At 72.0% G+C, this 15,266-nt stretch carries 12 protein-coding genes; 4 read left to right on the top strand and 8 right to left on the bottom strand.

Annotated features, from left to right (window positions below):
- The 3 genes from VK640_04185 to VK640_04175 all read right to left on the bottom strand — a co-directional run.
- A partial coding sequence (locus VK640_04185) for a glycosyltransferase (GenBank protein ID HTE72385.1) occupies nucleotides 1–1,024 on the bottom strand: 1,024 nt, incomplete at its 3' end.
- 52 nt (nucleotides 1,025–1,076) lie between these two features.
- Nucleotides 1,077–1,223: a hypothetical protein gene (locus VK640_04180; GenBank protein HTE72384.1), complete on the bottom strand. Its 147-nt coding sequence runs from the start codon at nucleotides 1,221–1,223 to the stop codon at nucleotides 1,077–1,079.
- 105 nt (nucleotides 1,224–1,328) lie between these two features.
- A complete protein-coding gene (locus VK640_04175) occupies nucleotides 1,329–3,596 on the bottom strand; it encodes a heparinase II/III family protein (protein HTE72383.1) in 2,268 nt (755 codons plus the stop codon).
- 196 nt (nucleotides 3,597–3,792) lie between these two features.
- Between VK640_04175 and VK640_04170 the strand changes: the two genes are divergently transcribed.
- Nucleotides 3,793–4,020 carry a hypothetical protein gene (locus tag VK640_04170; protein ID HTE72382.1) on the top strand — a complete coding sequence of 76 codons (228 nt, stop codon included), beginning with the start codon at nucleotides 3,793–3,795 and terminating at the stop codon, nucleotides 4,018–4,020.
- A complete protein-coding gene (locus VK640_04165) occupies nucleotides 4,017–6,200 on the top strand; it encodes an MMPL family transporter (protein HTE72381.1) in 2,184 nt (727 codons plus the stop codon). The genes VK640_04170 and VK640_04165 overlap by 4 nt, the downstream gene beginning before the upstream one ends.
- A 70-nt stretch (nucleotides 6,201–6,270) precedes the next feature.
- On the opposite strand, the gene VK640_04160 is transcribed toward VK640_04165, so the two are convergent.
- Nucleotides 6,271–6,642: a J domain-containing protein gene (locus VK640_04160; protein ID HTE72380.1), complete on the bottom strand. Its 372-nt coding sequence runs from the start codon at nucleotides 6,640–6,642 to the stop codon at nucleotides 6,271–6,273.
- A gap of 106 nt (nucleotides 6,643–6,748) precedes the next feature.
- Entirely contained in the window at nucleotides 6,749–7,168 is a 420-nt protein-coding gene (locus tag VK640_04155; protein HTE72379.1) for an HSP20 family small heat-shock protein, read from the bottom strand.
- 132 nt (nucleotides 7,169–7,300) lie between these two features.
- On the opposite strand from VK640_04155, the gene VK640_04150 reads away from it, so the two are divergent.
- A complete protein-coding gene (locus VK640_04150; GenBank protein HTE72378.1) occupies nucleotides 7,301–7,609 on the top strand; it encodes a MerR family transcriptional regulator in 309 nt (102 codons plus the stop codon).
- Between the two features lie 40 nt (nucleotides 7,610–7,649).
- Here the strand turns inward: VK640_04150 and VK640_04145 are convergent, their stop codons facing one another.
- Nucleotides 7,650–10,643, bottom strand: a complete 2,994-nt coding sequence (locus VK640_04145) for a S8 family serine peptidase (protein HTE72377.1) — start codon at nucleotides 10,641–10,643, stop codon at nucleotides 7,650–7,652.
- Between the two features lie 176 nt (nucleotides 10,644–10,819).
- Here VK640_04145 and VK640_04140 point away from each other — a divergent pair, with 176 nt between their 5' ends.
- On the top strand, nucleotides 10,820–13,324 hold the full coding sequence (locus VK640_04140) for an EAL domain-containing protein (protein ID HTE72376.1): 2,505 nt from the start codon (nucleotides 10,820–10,822) through the stop codon (nucleotides 13,322–13,324).
- Between the two features lie 91 nt (nucleotides 13,325–13,415).
- Here the strand turns inward: VK640_04140 and VK640_04135 are convergent, their stop codons facing one another.
- Together VK640_04135 and VK640_04130 are read right to left on the bottom strand one after the other, a co-directional pair.
- Nucleotides 13,416–13,844 (bottom strand): nuclear transport factor 2 family protein, encoded by a 429-nt coding sequence (locus VK640_04135; GenBank protein HTE72375.1) that lies wholly within the window; start codon nucleotides 13,842–13,844, stop codon nucleotides 13,416–13,418.
- A 418-nt stretch (nucleotides 13,845–14,262) separates the two neighbouring features.
- Complete coding sequence (locus VK640_04130; protein ID HTE72374.1) at nucleotides 14,263–15,084, bottom strand: PRC and DUF2382 domain-containing protein; 822 nt, start codon at nucleotides 15,082–15,084, stop codon at nucleotides 14,263–14,265.
- Nucleotides 15,085–15,266 lie beyond the last annotated feature (182 nt).

The raw sequence follows: 15,266 nt of genomic DNA, 5'->3' as shown, positions 1-15,266 counted from the left end.
TCGCGGTGAAGACGATCCACGAGGTGAGCTCGACCAGGGTCAGCCAGACCGCCGGCCGACGCCGGTCCAGGTGCCGGATCGCCCAGAGCGACTCCCGGAAGAAGGACTTGTTCCACCGCACCTGCTGCCGGACGTAGTGGCTGATCCGCTCCGGGACGGCGGTCGACGCGATCGCCGTCTCCTGCAGGACCGCCCGGCCCTCCAGCAGCGCGTAGTTGGTGAGCCGGCGGTCGTCGCCGAAAATCGCCTTCTGCCCCATGAAGCGCTGGTTGAGGAAGTCGTCGGCGTACTTGTGCACGACGTCGGCCCGGTAGACCGCGAGGGACCCGCAGGCGCACAGCACGGAGCCGAGCGCAGAGTAGGCCGCCCGCTCGAACAGGAAGGCGTTGGTGTAGCGCAGGTCGATCAGCCGGGTGAGGACGTTGCGCCGCCAGTTCGAGGCGATGACCAGACCCGTCGCGCAGGTGACGGCAGGGTCCACGAAGGGGCGCATCACCTCGTGCAGTGCGCGCGGCTCGAGCCGGGTGTCCGAGTCGACGCACAGGTACGCCCACGCCGCCGGTGCGGCCCGGAAGCCGGCGACCAGCGCCTCGCGCTTGCCCTTGTTCTCGTCGAACAGGATCGGGGTGAACGGGATGCCGACGTCAGCGAACCGCTTGCGCCACCCGGCGATCTCCGCGACGGCCCGGCGGTCGCTCGACCCGTCGTCGATGACGACGACGTGGGACGGCTGGTAGGTCTGGGCCAGGATCGAGTCCAGGCAGTGCGACAGGATCTCGGGGTCCTCGTTGTAGAACGGCACGACGACGGCGATTTCGCGCCGCGGCGGTGCCGCACGGGAGGGACGGTGCTTGACCGAGGCACCCAGCTTGAGGCTCAGGATCGCGAAGAGCGTGATGCCGTAGATCGCGCCGCGACCGTGCTGGTCCGGCCACTCGAGAGCGACGAGCAGCGCCACGAGCAGGAAGACGGCGGCCCCCAACCAGGGGCGGCGCCGGACACGGGTCCGCGTGTGGATTGCCATGGTGGAGTCGCTGACTGGGACGCGCGCGCAGTCTCGGAGCGCGCCGGAGCGGTCAGTCGCCCTTGCGGCCCAGGCGGGTCAGGAGCAGCCCGGCGGCCACCAGTGCGAAGCCGATCACCGCGACCAGCATGGAGTCGAACACGACTCCGCCCAGCGTGACGGTGCCGATGCCGGTGAGGGCAAGTTCCTCGTCGTACATGGTGACCTCTGCTGTCGGTGGCGTCCCCCGCTCACGACGAGGTAGTCATCGGTCGGCGCGAAGAGCCAACTTCAGCGCTTTGCCAAGTCCTTGCCTGGTCGCGACTCAGCGCCCGGCCGGCACAGCCACCCTGTGCCGGCCGGTCGGCACCCGCACCGTGACCGTGCCGCGCGCGCCCGGCAGGGCGAAGGTGACGTCCGTCGGCCGGGCAGCCGTGACCTCGGCGAGGAGCGCGTCGCCGCCCTGCCGCCAGGCCATCGCCGCCGACACCGGCGCAGAGCTGTGCAGGACCCGCCGGCCGCCGACGACGAGGCTGCGGCCGTGCTCGAAGGACGCCGACCGCGGACCCACGCCGTCCCGGGACACGAAGACCAGCCGCGCGTCGGTGGCCACACCGCTGGCCCGGATGGTCCGCCCGACCCCCCGGGTCAGGGCGACGTCGAGCCGGTCGCGCGTTCGGACGACGACACCGACCGCGTCGTCGCCGCGCACGGCCCGGACCTGCGCGGCGGTCCCCGCCTGTGGCACCAGGACCGACACCAGGTCTGTGCGGGCGCCGCGGGTGTCGACCTGCAGGACGGGATGCTGCGGGCAGGCCCCCTGGGCGACGTCAGTCGGGCCGCTGCGCACCGACCATGAGGTCGACCGTCGGCCGACCACGACTGTCGTGAGCGGCACGACACCGCCGTGCGCGCCTGGCGTCGCGGAGGTCGCGCGGTCGGCACCCAGCCGGGGCGTTGACGCGGTGTCCGCCAGGTGCAGCCGCCAGCTGAACCGGTGCCGGGCGCCCCGGGGGTCCCGGACTCTGTCGAGGACGACGACGTACTCGCCGTGCGCGAGCAGCACCTGGCGCTCGGACCGGACGCCGTTGCCGTAGGTCATCGTCGTGCGCGCCCGCGAGAGGTCGCCGACGTCGGCGGTCCGGTCGAGCTCGGCCGGGTCGAGGGCGGTCCGGTAGCTCCAGCTCACCCGTGGCCCGCTGCCGTCGACGAGCACCAGGTTGTGCGCGGCCGAGCTGCGCAGCCACCGGTCGCCGTCCGTCCCGCAGTCCCGGCCGTCGCCGGGGTCGATCGCCAGGTAGGCGCCATGGGCGAAGAAGGAGAAGCTCGTCTGGTCGGCCTGCTCGTGCGGCGACCGGCTGGGGGTGCGCTCGGAGTTCAGCAGCAGCCAGGGCGACTGCGGCGACCAGTCGCTGCGCAGGACCGCGAAGGCGTTGTGGCGCAGGAACCTCGAGGCGCTGCCCGACGGCGGCGCGGATGGCCCGGGCCGGTAGAGCGCCAGCGCGATCGGGTCGTCGCCGGCCGGCACCGGCCGTCCCTCGCGCTGCCACTGCCACCGGTGCCACGGCTCGTCCGGGTACTGCGCGGCGACCCAGTGCGAGAGGCCGCCGGCCACCGCCGGCGAGCGCCACCCGGTGTCGACGGTCGGGGCCGACCCGTCGGGCATCGCCAGGGCGACCGGCGCGTTCAGCGCGGCGTGGACGAGCGGCATGGCGAAGGGGTCGCGGTCGGTCCGGTTGCGCACGGCCACGAAGTAGGGGATCAGCAGCCGGAAGCTGTCCTGGTAGTAGCCCTGTCCCTCTTTCGCGACGCCGTCGCGCCCGAACATCTGGGCGAGGTAGCGCGGCGTCCCCCGACCGGTGTCACCGAACAGGTCCTGCCAGGCGTAGTCCGACCAGGCGGCTGCCTGCCCGCTCGACGGGCCGTCGGCCAGGGCCAGCGCGACCAGCCCGAGGGCCGCGTCGTTGCGCAGGCGGTAGTTGGTCACGTTGCGGTAGCCCGCGTCGGCGGAGTACTCGGGGGCGGTCAGCGCCTCGTGGATCGTCTCGCCACCACGGACCAGGTCGGCGTCGACGACCGCGAGGTCCGCGTCGGACAGGGCGCCGGAGCCGCGTAGCCAGTCGACGGCGAGCGCGGTCATCGCCATCAGCTGCGGCCACCGCCAGCTGTAGTCCGCCCAGGTGGTGGTGCAGCCCGGCACCGTCGAGGTGGGTGACCAGCGCGGCGCCGTCGGCATCCCGACTAGGACGTCACCGGCCTTGCGGGCGTACGTCGCGTCGCCGGTCAGCAGCCACGCCATGGCCAGGTCTGGCAGGGCGTAGCGGGCCACCCGCTCGCAGGTGGTGGCGACCGGCCGGGGCAGCGCGGCGTCGGCACGGGCCCGCACGGCCGATGCCCAGGTCGCCCCCGGTGCGGTCGCGGCCACGGCGCGCACCTGGTCGACGTCCGCGGCAGTGAAGAGCAGCCGCGGTCCGTCGTCGATGCCGGTCGCGCCGGTCGCGTCGGCGGCGGGCGGCTGGGTGCCGGCCAGCAGGCCGGCCGCCAGCGCGACGGACAGGCAGCCGCTGCTCAGCACCGAGCGGCGACCCCACATCTGCCCAGGACACCAGCACGGTGGGTGACCGCACAGGTGCCGTTGAGGTGACAGTCGTCACGTAGCGTGACCAGCCGACTCCACAAGCACCCCGCGCGACGACGTTCACCAGCCCGCTCACCAGGTGTGGTGATCCGCCCTCACCAGGTCCGTTCCTACCTTCCGGGGCACAGCGACGTACGAAGAGGAGGCAACGATGACCACGTACGAGATCCGCCTCGACGGTCGCCTCGACGACCGCTGGGCGGCGTGGTTCGACGGGCTGACCCTGGTCCACAACCGCGACGGCACCACCACCCTCCGCGGGGAGGTCGTCGACCAGACGGCCCTGCACGGCCTCCTCCAGCGCATCCGCGACCTCGGCATGCCCCTGGTCTCGGTCACCCACCTCGACCCGCAGCACAGTGAAGGGACACCGGAATGAACCGCCTCATCGGCCGCATCGGCGACGCGAGTGCTCGCCGCCCCTGGACCACCATCGGCGCCTGGGCGGTCCTCGCCGTCCTCGTGGCCGTCCTCTCCGGAGCCGTCGGCGGCACGTTCGCCGACGACTTCAGCGCGCCCGGCAGCGAGAGCGCCCAGGCGCAGGACCTGCTCGAGGAGCGCTTCCCCGCGGTCGCCGGAGGCAGCGGCGTCGCCGTGTTCGCCGTCGACGACGCGGAGCAGCTGGCCGACCACCGGCCCCAGGTCGAGGCCGCGCTCGCCCAGGTGGCCCGGGTCGAGCACGTCGCGGCCGTGACCGACCCCTTCGCCACCGATCGGGTCTCGGCCGACGGCCGGGTCGGCTACGCCGAGATCTCCCTTGACGTGCCCTCGACCGAGCTCGGCCGCCCGGCCGGCGCCGAGATCAGCGACGCCCTTCAGCCGGCCCGTGACGGTGGCGTGCAGGCGGAGTTCGGCGGGGACGCCGCGTTCCTCAACGCCGAGAAGAAGTCATCGCCCGCCGAGGCTGCCGGCCTGCTGGCCGCCCTCGTCGTGCTGGTCGTGGCCTTCGGGACGATCGTGGCCGCCCTGGTGCCGATCGTGCTCGCCCTGGTCGCCGTCGCGGTCGGGCTGCTGAGCATCGTGGTGCTGGCCGGCTCGCTCGAGGTCTCCACTGCCGCGCCGACCATCGGCGCCATGGTCGGCCTCGGTGTCGGCATCGACTACGCGCTGCTGATCGTGTCCCGCTACCGAGAGAACCGGACGGCCGGCCACGACAACCGGTCCGCGCTGTCGTCCGCGATGGGCTCGTCCGGCGCCGCTGTCGTCTTCGCCGGCGGCACGGTGGTCCTCGCCATGCTGGCGCTCGTCCTGACCGGCGTCGGCTTCCTGGCCTCGATCGGGCTCGCCACCTCGATCGTCGTGTTCCTCGCCGTCATGACCGCGACCACCCTGCTGCCGGCGCTGCTGACGCTGCTCGGCGACCGGATCGACCGCGGGCGGGTCGTCGGCCGGCGTCGCGCCGCGGAGGCCGTCGCCGTCGAGGACACCCGCTGGTGGCGGCTGGCCCACCGGATCGCCGCCCGGCCGTGGCCGTACGCCGTCGCCGGCGCCCTGGTCCTCCTCGCGCTGGCCGCCCCGTCGCTCTCGCTGAGCACCGGCTTCCCCGACGCCGGCGACAACCCGGCCGGCCAGACCGAGCGGCGGGCGTACGACCTGCTGGCGGACGGCTTCGGCCCCGGCTTCAACGCACCGCTGCTCGTCGTCGCCGACCTGCAGGGCACCGGGCTGGACGGCGCGGACGTCACTGTGCTGGCCGGCCGGATCGCGGCCGACCCGGGCATCGCCGAGGTCGGCGACCCGCGCGTCACCGCCGACGGCGGCACCGTGGTGCTGCCCACGCTGCCCACCACCGAGCCCTCCGACCCGGCCACCGCGCAGACCCTGCAGCGCGTCCGGACGGTCACCCCGGACGGTGTCTACGTCACCGGCGCGACCGCGCTGACCCTCGACCTGGACGAGCAGCTCGCCAGCACCCGGCCGCTGTTCATCGGCGCGATCCTGGGCGCCTCCGTCCTGCTGCTGATGGTCGTGTTCCGCTCCGTGGTCGTGCCGCTCAAGGCAGCCGCCATGAACCTGCTGTCGATCGCCGGTGCCTACGGCGTCATCGTCGCGGTCTTCCAGTGGGGCTGGCTGGGCGGGCTGTTCGGCCTCGACGGGACCTACCGCATCGCCTCGCCGCTGCCGGTCATCTTCTTCGCGGTCCTCTTCGGACTGTCGATGGACTACGAGGTCTTCCTCGTGTCCCGCATCCGCGAGGCCTACAACGCGACCGGCGACAACACCGAGTCGGTGGCCCGCGGGCTGGCGGCCACCGGCCGGGTCATCACCTCCGGTGCGCTGATCATGATGGTCGTCTTCCTGAGCTTCGTCAGCGACCCGTCGCCGTTCGTCAAGATGATCGGGCTCGGTCTGGCCACCGCCATCGCGCTGGACGCCACCGTGGTCCGGATGGTGCTGGTGCCGGCGACGATGGCGCTGATGGGCAAGGCCAACTGGTGGCTGCCCGGGTGGCTGGACCGGCTGCTGCCGCACATCAGCATCGACGCCGACTCGCCGGTCCACCCGCCCGCTCCGGTGCCGGTCCCGGCGCCGCGCGAGACGCCGGTCGAGGTCCACTGACCTCGCCCACCTCCGCACGGGGAAGGGGACTTCTTCGTTCACGGTGACCTCTGGGACCAACGAGCCAGTGCTACATCTGACGGAGCCAACGCATGAGCGAGTCGAAGGTCTGTGTCGGGACCTCGGACCGCTGGGGCGCCGGCCCCGGCGTCGGCAGCCACCGGACCGGCGTCGCCCGTAAGGGGGTGGGATGCGTCCGTGACGGCGGGTGCGACCGCAGCGGCTGCGACTGGGTAGGTCCGGCACGGCGGCCGCGAAGCATCTCGTAGGACGTCAAGATGCGCTGCAGGGCTTGGTCCGAGTCGGGATCCGTCGCGCCCCGATCCGGGCGGGTGTCCGGGTGGTGCTCGCGGAGCAGACGGCGGAAGGCGCGGTGGATCTCCTCGATGGTGGCGTCCGACGACACACCCAGCACTTCATGAGGCTCGCGGTCGGGAGGCATCCGTGTCTGCCGTGGTCGGGGCCCCGGCCGGGTGCACGGCCGGGGCCGGTGGCAGCTGTCCGTGGCGTGGAGTGCCAGACGGCGTGCCCACGCCTGAGAGGACCGGTCAGGCGTCGATGGCTTGGCGGTCCGACTCCTGGCTGATCTGGATCTTGCGCGGCTTGGCCTGCTCCGCGACCGGGATGCGTACGGTCAGCACCCCTCCGCTGTAGCTCGCCCCCACGTTCTCGGTGTCCAGGTTGTCACCCAGGATCAACTGCCGGCTGAACACCCCCCGCGGGCGCTCGGCGGCGATCAGCTCGCGGTCACCGTTGAGGGCGGGCCGCTCTGCCCTGATCGTCAGGACGTTGCGCTCGACGTCCAGGTCCACCGAGTCCGGTTCGACACCGGGCAGATCGAACTCGACGACGAACTCCTCGCCGTCTCGCCAGGCGTCCATGGCCATCATCGTCGGGCGTGACGCGGTGCCCATCAGCTGCTGGGTCAGCCGGTCCAGGTCACGGAACGGGTCGGTGCGCATCAACATCGCTACCACCTCCTGTCGACGGGTTGATGCTGCGACTTCTCGCCACGGATCTGAGCGGATCTATGGCTGTTGTTGTAGATTTCTTCTACCACTGGACCCAGACAATATGCAAGTCCGAGCTCACTGGAAGGGATGATCCGGGTGACAGGCCCTCGAGCCGATCCGAGTCGTGGGGTCTTCGGGATCTCCGTGGCGGCCGACCTGGCCGGGATGACCCCGCAGGCGCTACGTCTCTACGAGGACAAGGGCCTCCTTCGCCCCGACCGGACGGCCGGCGGCACCCGCCGCTACAGCGAGGACGACCTCGACCGCCTGCACCGCATCGGCCAGCTGCTGGGTGACGGGCTCAACATCGCTGGCGTGGCCGCCGTCCTGCACCTCGAGCGCGACAACGCGCGATTGCGCGACGAGAACCGACGGATGCGCGACCAGACGCCGTGACCGGCGGCAACACGAGGTCGTGCCGTCACCAGCCGTGTGGTCAGCCGCTCGCGGCCAGCGTCGCGGCCTCGGGCGTGACCGGCTCGGCCCCCACGTCCGGGCTTCCCGCAGGGCCGTCGTCCCAACCGGCGCCGAACCAACCCCCGGCGCTCCACTTGGCCCCGGACCACTTCGCCCCCGTCCAGGTGTCGGCGGACCACTTCGCCCCCGACCACTTGGCGCCGGACCAGAAGTCGGCGGACCACTTCGCCCCCGACCACGACGTGCCCGACCACATGTCAGCCGACCACTTCGCCCCCGACCACTTGGCGCCGGCCCAAGCACCCGCTGACCACTTCGCGCCCGACCAGGCGTCCTCGGACCACTTCGCCCCCGCCCAGCTACGGCCGAAGACGTCGAGGTCGCCCTCGAGCACCAAGCCGTCCAGAGCCACCCGCACCGAGCCGCGTGCGCCGTCCATGGATCCGCTGCCGTCCGAGGGCTGCCAGGTCTGCGCGGCAGGCCCGACATCCTCCTTGACGGCGCGGTCCACCCGGAGGTAGCCGGCACCCACCAGGTCGGAGTCCTCGCCGGCGGGCGCGGCTGAACGCATCAGGACCCGCTTGACCTGGTCCGGGGCCAGCTCGGGCCGCGCGGAGAGCAGCAGCGCTGCCGCCCCGCTGGTGACGGCAGCGGCCTGCGAGGTTCCGCTGGCACGGACCAGCTCGTCACCCGTGCGGCCGCCGGCGTTGACGTCGTCGCTGCTCGACCCCGGGTTGCGCAGGCTGACGATCGATCGACCCGGCGCGGCCAGGTCCACCGTGCGACCGTCGAGGGTGCCGTTGGAGTACGCCGAAGGGACGCTCTCCTTCCCGTCCACCGCCTGGGAGGACCCCACGGCAAGCACGAAGGGGTCCTGCGCCGGGTTGGTCAACCGGCTGGTCAGCCAGCCGTCGTTCCCCCCGGCGACCACCACGACGATCCCGGCGCGCCAGGCCCGCTCGACGGCGTAGGCGAGGGGGTCGGAGCGGTAGTCCTGCGTCCCGTCGGTGCCGAAGGAGAGGTTCAGGACCCGGATGTGTCGACCGTCGCTGTCCTTGTTGGCGATGACCCAGTTGATCGCGGCGATGATCTGCGTGACGTCCACCGAGCCGTCCGCGGCTCCCGCCTTTACGCTGACCACTCGAGCGTCCGGCGCGATCCCCAGGACCCGACTCGGACGTCGCTCGTGGTCGCCGGCGGCCCAGGCGGCGTCCCGGCCGGCGATGATCCCCGCCAGATGGGTCCCGTGCCCCATCGTGTCGCGGCCCCTCAGGTCCGGGACGACGTCCTCGAAGGAGAAGTCCGGTCCGATCTCGACCTCGGACGCCACCAGCCCCGGGACGTCGACCACGCCGGTGTCGATCAGCGCGACGTCCACGCCCCGACCGGTGACCGGGGCAGGCAGACGGTCCGCACCTATCCGGCGCGCGACGTTGTACAGGGAACCCGGGTCGGTGGCCGGGTCATAGGCCGCTGACACGCTGCTGAACGCAGTGGGGTCCTGCAGGAACGCCACCGCGCGGACCTTCAGGGTGAAGTAGTCCGACTCGGCCAGCCGTAGCCGACGGTCCAGGTCCAGGCGGGCGCGCAGCAGCTCCTTACGGGTCGCCCGTTCAGCCGAGCTGCGGTCGAGGTCGGCGGCGCGGGTCGCCGCGCGCCGGTCGGCGGTGAGCTGCCGCGCCGCAGCCGCGGCCTGGTTGTCGAAGGACCCGGCCACCTTCTTGAGCTCCACCTGGGTCGCGGCGTCGAGCGACGTCACCGCATTCGCCTCGTCGTCGGCGACCCGGGCGGTGCGAGCGGCCCAGGCGTCCTGCACGCCGGCCCGGCCGCGGCTCAAGCCGGTGATCGCCGCGGCGTACGTGTTCTTCAGGGCGGTGACGGCCACGGCGTGCGTGTCGTCGAGGGCCCTGGTCCGAGTTGCACCGTCGGCCACGGTGACCGTCTTCTGCGTTGCGACCGCCTCCTTGGCGGCTCGGTACGCCGTCTCCGCGGTTTCCCGGTCGGCCTGCCGCTGGACCTCGACGGCAGCCACGGCGGCTGCGCCGTCGTCGGAGACGGTCTTGCGAGCTGCCGCCTGGGAAGCCAGCTCCCCATCGTGCCGACGGTGCAGCTCCTCGTCCTCGGACTTCTGCTTGGCGGCGAGCGCGTCGCGCTGCGCCCTCGGCAGCACGGCAGCGGCCTTGGTCTGGGCGGCCTGCACCGCGTCGAGGTCAAGCTGCTCCTGCGCGTGGCGGACCTTGAGCGCGGCGGTGTCGGTGTCCATCTGACGCAGTGCCGCGGAGAGGTCGGTGGTCAGGGACCGCTTCGCCAGCTCGGCTGCAGAGTCGATCGCCGACTTCTGCGCCTGCACGTCGGCGTCGAGGCGCGCGGACTCCTGGTCCAAGGTCGTGACGGCCGTGCGCACCTGGTCCGCCAGTGCGGCGCTCTCGGCCTTGTGCGTCGTGTCCTGGGCCGCAAGCTCCAGGGACCGGCGTGCCTCCAGGGACTTCTTGGCCGCGTCCAGGACCGAGCTCGGGATCTTCTCCGCGGCCCCGAGAGACGTCAGCAGGTCCTGGAAGAACGTGTTCACGACAGTCCGGTCGCCGTCGAAGCGGGCGTGCAGCTCGCCCTCGGCGGTGTCGCGGCGCGCTCGGACCGCGGCTCGCGCCTGGTCGAGGTCGGCGGACCGTGCCGACGTTGCGGTGGCCGCGGCCGCGTCCAAGGTCACCAGTCTCTCCGCCAAGGCGGATCGTACGGCCGCGACCGACCGATCCCCGTCCGCCTTGATGCGGGCGACCGTCCGCTCGTACGCGTCGGTGAGCGCCCGCACCTCCGCCTTGTGCCGCTGCTCCAGCAGCGTCAGGTCGGAGGTGGGCGACGTGGCCGCGTCCTCCGCCCGACCGGTGGTGGAGGCGGCCGTCAGTGCCCCGAGCGCCGTCAGACCGAAGACCACACTCAGCGCGACGACGCGAACCCGGGCCTTCCCCCACGAGGGGCCTCGGTGGTCGTACGTGGTCCAGCGCAGCTGGGTCATGAGGGTCCTTCCGGCCAGAACAGGAGCAGTACGTGTTCATCGCGTGGAAGCGGGCCGGTGTGACGCCGCCAAACGGGTGATCCTTTACCTGCGCGTGGTTCGGCCATGACTGACGGTGCGAAGTCGGTCAGGCCGCGCACTACGGTCCGTGCGCGTTTGCTCCGACACATGTGGTCGTGACAGCTGCACCCGCCGCAGCCGCCAACGCGACGACACGCACGCTCGCGCTGGCGGCCGCCCTGCTGTCCAGCCTCGGCGTCGTGCCCTACCTCGAGGCGCCGACGAGGCCCGGGGAGTCGCCACACCTGTCGCTGTTGCTGTTGGCGGCGATGTTCGCCGTCGGGGGGCTCCTGGTCTTCCACCTCGAGTATCGCGACGAGGCCCACAGCTTCCTGCTCAGCGAGGTGCCACTGGTCCTCGGGCTGTTTCTGGTGGAGCCCTGGGTCCTGATCACCGCTCGCCTGCTCGGGGAGGCGGCCGCTCTCCTCCTGCACCCCCGTCAGCCGTGGGTCAAGCTGGTCATGAACTTCTCGTTGTGGCTTGCGGAGTGCGTCGTCGCCGTGTCGGTCCTGCAGCTGCTCGGGTCACCGAGCGCCACCACCCCATGGGGCTGGGGGGCCGTCTTCGTCGCCGTGATCGCCGCGGACGCTCTCGGGAACGCCGCGGTCTACCTGGTGATCCGGTGGCACGGAGCCCGCCCCCAGAACGGCCCGCTCGCCGTCGCCGCGGCTACCACTGCAGTGTGCAACACCTGCTTGGGCGTGCTCGCCCTCCTACTGGTCCATGTGCACGTCGCGTCCCTGGTCGTCCTGGGGGTGCTCGGCGTGGCCCTCTTCCTCGCCTACCGCGGCTACACGGACCTGCACCAGCGGCACGCGAGCCTGCAGCTGCTGCACGACTTCGGCCAGGCCACGGCCGGCGCACTCCGTCCCGACGAGGTGGCGGAGGCGATGCTGCACCACGCCCGGCGCCTGCTGCGCACAGAGGTCGCCGAACTGGTGCTGCTGCCGGCCGACGGCTCCGGGGCACGCCTGACGCTGGTCGGCGACGAGCCGATGGTCACCGGGGCGCTCGGCCCTGACGTCTCGCTCTTCCAGCCGGTCCTCGACGCGCACTCGCCGATCATCGTCAGCCGCGGCGGGCCACCCGGGCTGCTCGACGCCTACCTCGACCAGGTCGGGACCAAGGACGCGTTGCTGGTGGCGGTCGAGCTCGGCGGCGGCGCGCGGGCGGTCTTCACCGTGGCCGGCCGGCTGGCCGACGTCAGCACCCTGGACGATCAGGACGCGAGGCTCTTCGCGACTCTGACCAACCACGCGGCGGCAGCCCTGGAAAAGGGCCGGTTGATCGACCGGCTCCGCGACGAGGCACAGCGGCGCCAGCACCAGGCGCTGCACGACTCGCTGACCGGGCTGCCCAACCGGGCCTCGTTCCAAGAGCATGCCGCCGCCACACTCGGCCGCAGCGGTCCCGATGAGCGGGTGGCGGTCCTGCTCATGGACCTGGACCAGTTCAAGCAGGTCAACGACACTCTCGGCCACCAGACCGGCGACGAGCTGCTCCAGGAGGTCGCGCGGCGGCTGCGCTCGACGACCCGCGACCGCGACTTCGCCGCCCGCCTCGGTGGGGACGAGTTCGCCGTCCTCGTCCGAGTCGGGGACGAGGGGAGCTCGGCGCTGCCGACCGCGCGCCGGATCGCCGACGCCCTCCAGGCGCCGGTCGAGCTGCGCGGGATCCGTCTCGACGTCCGGGTGTCTGTGGGCATCGCCGTTTTCCCCGACCACGGGTCGGACGTGCACGACCTCCTGCAGCGTGCCGACGTCGCGATGTACGCGGCGAAGTCGCTCCAGGACGGACCCCAGCTGTACCGGCAGGAGGCCGACCAGAACACCCCGCGGCGCCTGCAGCTCGCGACCGACCTGCGGCAGGCCATCGAGAGGGGCGAGGTAGCCGTTCACTACCAGCCGCAGGCCGACCTCGTGACGACCACCGTCACCGGAGTCGAGGCGCTGTGCCGCTGGACGCACCCCCAGCACGGGCCGGTGTCACCCGACGAGTTCATCCCGGTGGCCGAGCAGACCGGCCTGATCACCGCGCTCACTCTGCACGTCGTCACAGACGCGTTGAGCCGGTGCGGCCGTTGGCAACGCGCCGGTCACGGCATCGGGGTGTCGGTGAACGTGTCGGCTCGCAGCCTGTTGGACGCCGGGTTCGTCGACGACGTACTCGACCTGGTCCGCTCCAGCGGCATGCGCCCTGACCTGCTGACGCTCGAGATCACCGAGTCGAGCATCATGTCCGACACCCACCGCACGCTGGACCTGCTGCAGCGGCTCGCGGCATTCGGGATCCGCCTGTCGGTGGACGACTTCGGGACGGGCTACTCCTCACTCGCCTACCTCCAGCAGCTCCCGGTGCACGAGCTCAAGGTCGACAAGGCGTTCGTCTACGACGTCGGGTCGGACGGTTCGAGCCGGGCCATCGTCCGGTCCGTGGTCGACCTGGGTCACAGCCTGGGTCTGCTCGTCGTCGCGGAAGGCGTCGAGGACGAGGCCGCCTGGGACCAGCTGCAGCGGCTCGGCTGCGACCGCGCCCAGGGCTACCTGCTCAGCCGACCGATGTCCGGTGACGACGTCACTCGCTGGCTCCAGCGAACCCACGCCGCAAGCGCCGCGGGATAGGCCCGCCGCCGCCGATGAGCCGATCGGGGATCGACCGGCAGCCGCGCGTTCTGCCCGGCACCCTGGTCGCCTGGGGCTGTGACTGCACCGATCAGGCGGGCGCGGTTCCTTCAGCGCCGCCCGCGTCCGGAACGGTGTCCGCGTGCCGGTGAGCGACCTTCCACTCGCCGTCCTCGCGGCGGTAGACCTGGGTCGCACGCAGGGTGTACGTCCGACGCTCCCCCTTGACGGTGGCCTGGGTGTGCTCGTAGCCGACGGTGTAGGCCATGTCACCCACGACGTCTGCAGCGACCACTTCATGGAAGTAAGAGGTGCAGTCGGAGAAGCTGCGCCCGAGCTCGTCGAAGAGCTCGGTCAACTCGTGCTGGCCGGCCGCGGACCTCCAAGCGCCGAGCACCGTGACCGGGTCCCGTCGCGACCAGATCGCCCGTCGGGGGCCGGCGTCCCCGTTGTGCAGAGCGATCTCCGCGTCCTTGAGCCGGGTCGTGGCCCAGGTGAGGAAGTCGTCACGGTCGCTCACGGTCCACCTCCGAGGCAGGACGACCCCGAGCCGACTGCGCCATTGAACCGTTGTTGACGACGCCTCGCCAGAGGTCGAACCGGTCCGCGGGTTCCCTGAACGGTCGAGGCGGCCCCCGGCGGGTGCAGCGCACCCGGCGCGGGGCCGTCAAGTCATCGGGGCTGCGGCGTGGCGGCTGGCGATGCGCGTCGCCGCGTTCCTAGGCTCGCCCGGACGAGAGGGGTCCCGGTGACTCGGTGCACATGTCTCTGGCGGCAGGACCGGGCGGGGCGGCTGCTGCCCGACCCGTGCTGCCCCAGCCCCCGGCACGCTGACGACCCCGTCGCCCCACCCGCCACTACCCGGCGCACCTGAGGCGAGGGCCCCGGGCATGCCGCCCGAGGCCCTCGCGCTCTACTGCTGGTGACGTAGCGGTCGGCTACCGCCGGGTGCGGCCGGTGCCGCTGTCGACGTCGCCCTCCGCCTCGATCCGCTCCTTGCGGACCTCCTCGGAGATCTGCTCGTCGTGCTCCTCGCTGTCCTTGGTCAGCCTGACCCGCTCGACCGGCACCGCCTCCTTGGCGACCACGGGGCGCTCCTCGGTCAGCGTGACCTCGTGCTCCTCCTCGCTGATCGCGGGTCCGTCGAGTGCCGAGCCACGGTTGGCGTCGGTGATCGGCTCGGTCTCGAGGCGCGCCTTCTCCTTCTTGACCGGCACGCTGACGTTCTGCTCCTCGGTCTCGACCCACTTGCGAAGCCGGGCCTTGCCCGCGGTGACGGTCTCCTTGCCGGCGTGCAGCTGCTCCTCCGACCGCGTCATCGCGTCGTCGGTGTTGGGCCCCGAGGTGTCGTGGCCGGCTCCGGTGGCGGTGCCGGAGGTGTCGCGGCCCGACGTGCGCCCCGTGCCGGACCCAGGAAGGCCGCTGTCGGAGCTCTGCTCCGAGTAGCTCAGGCCGTAGTGCTGGTAGAGGTTGCGCTCCTCGGACTGGCTCAGGTGCCCGCCGTTGTCGACGTCGACGTTCGGCGCGTCCTTGATCTGGTCCTTCGTGTAGGGCACCTGCACCGCGTCGCCCTGCACGTCGGCGTCGGCCAGCGGCACGAAGCTCTCGCTGCTGCCGAAGAAGCCGGTGTTGACGGTCGCCCACTCCGGCTTGCCGGTCTGGTCGTCGAGGAAGATCTGCCCGACCTTGCCGATCTTCTGGTCGTCGGAGCCGACGAGCTGGCAACCGATCAGGTCACGTACCTGGTTCTGGGTGATCATTCGATGTCTCCGTTCTCGTGCTGTCGAGTGGTGGCACCGACTGGTTGGCGCCCGGCGGGGACCGATCCACAGTTGCCCCGCGATCAGCACGTAAACCAGGACATCTCGACATCTCGAGCGGGACCCACGAGCACCGCCGGACGACGACGTACGCCCTGGAACGCAAGGTGTTTCGGTCCCCC

It is taken from the genome of Actinomycetes bacterium (assembly GCA_035489715.1).
Taxonomy (GTDB): Bacteria; Actinomycetota; Actinomycetes; order JACCUZ01; family JACCUZ01; genus DATHAP01.
The sequence above is the reverse complement of the archived record's forward strand: the minus strand, read 5'-3'. Positions and strand labels throughout refer to the sequence as shown.

What these genes read in the sequence shown, in the direction of transcription:
- VK640_04130 (HTE72374.1), bottom strand. Translation starts at nt 15,084, where the DNA reads ATGATCACCCAGAACCAGGTACGTGACCTGATCGGTTGCCAGCTCGTC.
- VK640_04145 (HTE72377.1), bottom strand. Translation starts at nt 10,643, where the DNA reads ATGACCCAGCTGCGCTGGACCACGTACGACCACCGAGGCCCCTCGTGG.
- VK640_04165 (HTE72381.1), top strand. Translation starts at nt 4,017, where the DNA reads ATGAACCGCCTCATCGGCCGCATCGGCGACGCGAGTGCTCGCCGCCCC.
- VK640_04180 (HTE72384.1), bottom strand. Translation starts at nt 1,223, where the DNA reads ATGTACGACGAGGAACTTGCCCTCACCGGCATCGGCACCGTCACGCTG.
- VK640_04155 (HTE72379.1), bottom strand. Translation starts at nt 7,168, where the DNA reads ATGTTGATGCGCACCGACCCGTTCCGTGACCTGGACCGGCTGACCCAG.
- VK640_04175 (HTE72383.1), bottom strand. Translation starts at nt 3,596, where the DNA reads ATGTGGGGTCGCCGCTCGGTGCTGAGCAGCGGCTGCCTGTCCGTCGCG.
- VK640_04160 (HTE72380.1), bottom strand. Translation starts at nt 6,642, where the DNA reads ATGCCTCCCGACCGCGAGCCTCATGAAGTGCTGGGTGTGTCGTCGGAC.
- VK640_04170 (HTE72382.1), top strand. Translation starts at nt 3,793, where the DNA reads ATGACCACGTACGAGATCCGCCTCGACGGTCGCCTCGACGACCGCTGG.
- VK640_04150 (HTE72378.1), top strand. Translation starts at nt 7,301, where the DNA reads ATGATCCGGGTGACAGGCCCTCGAGCCGATCCGAGTCGTGGGGTCTTC.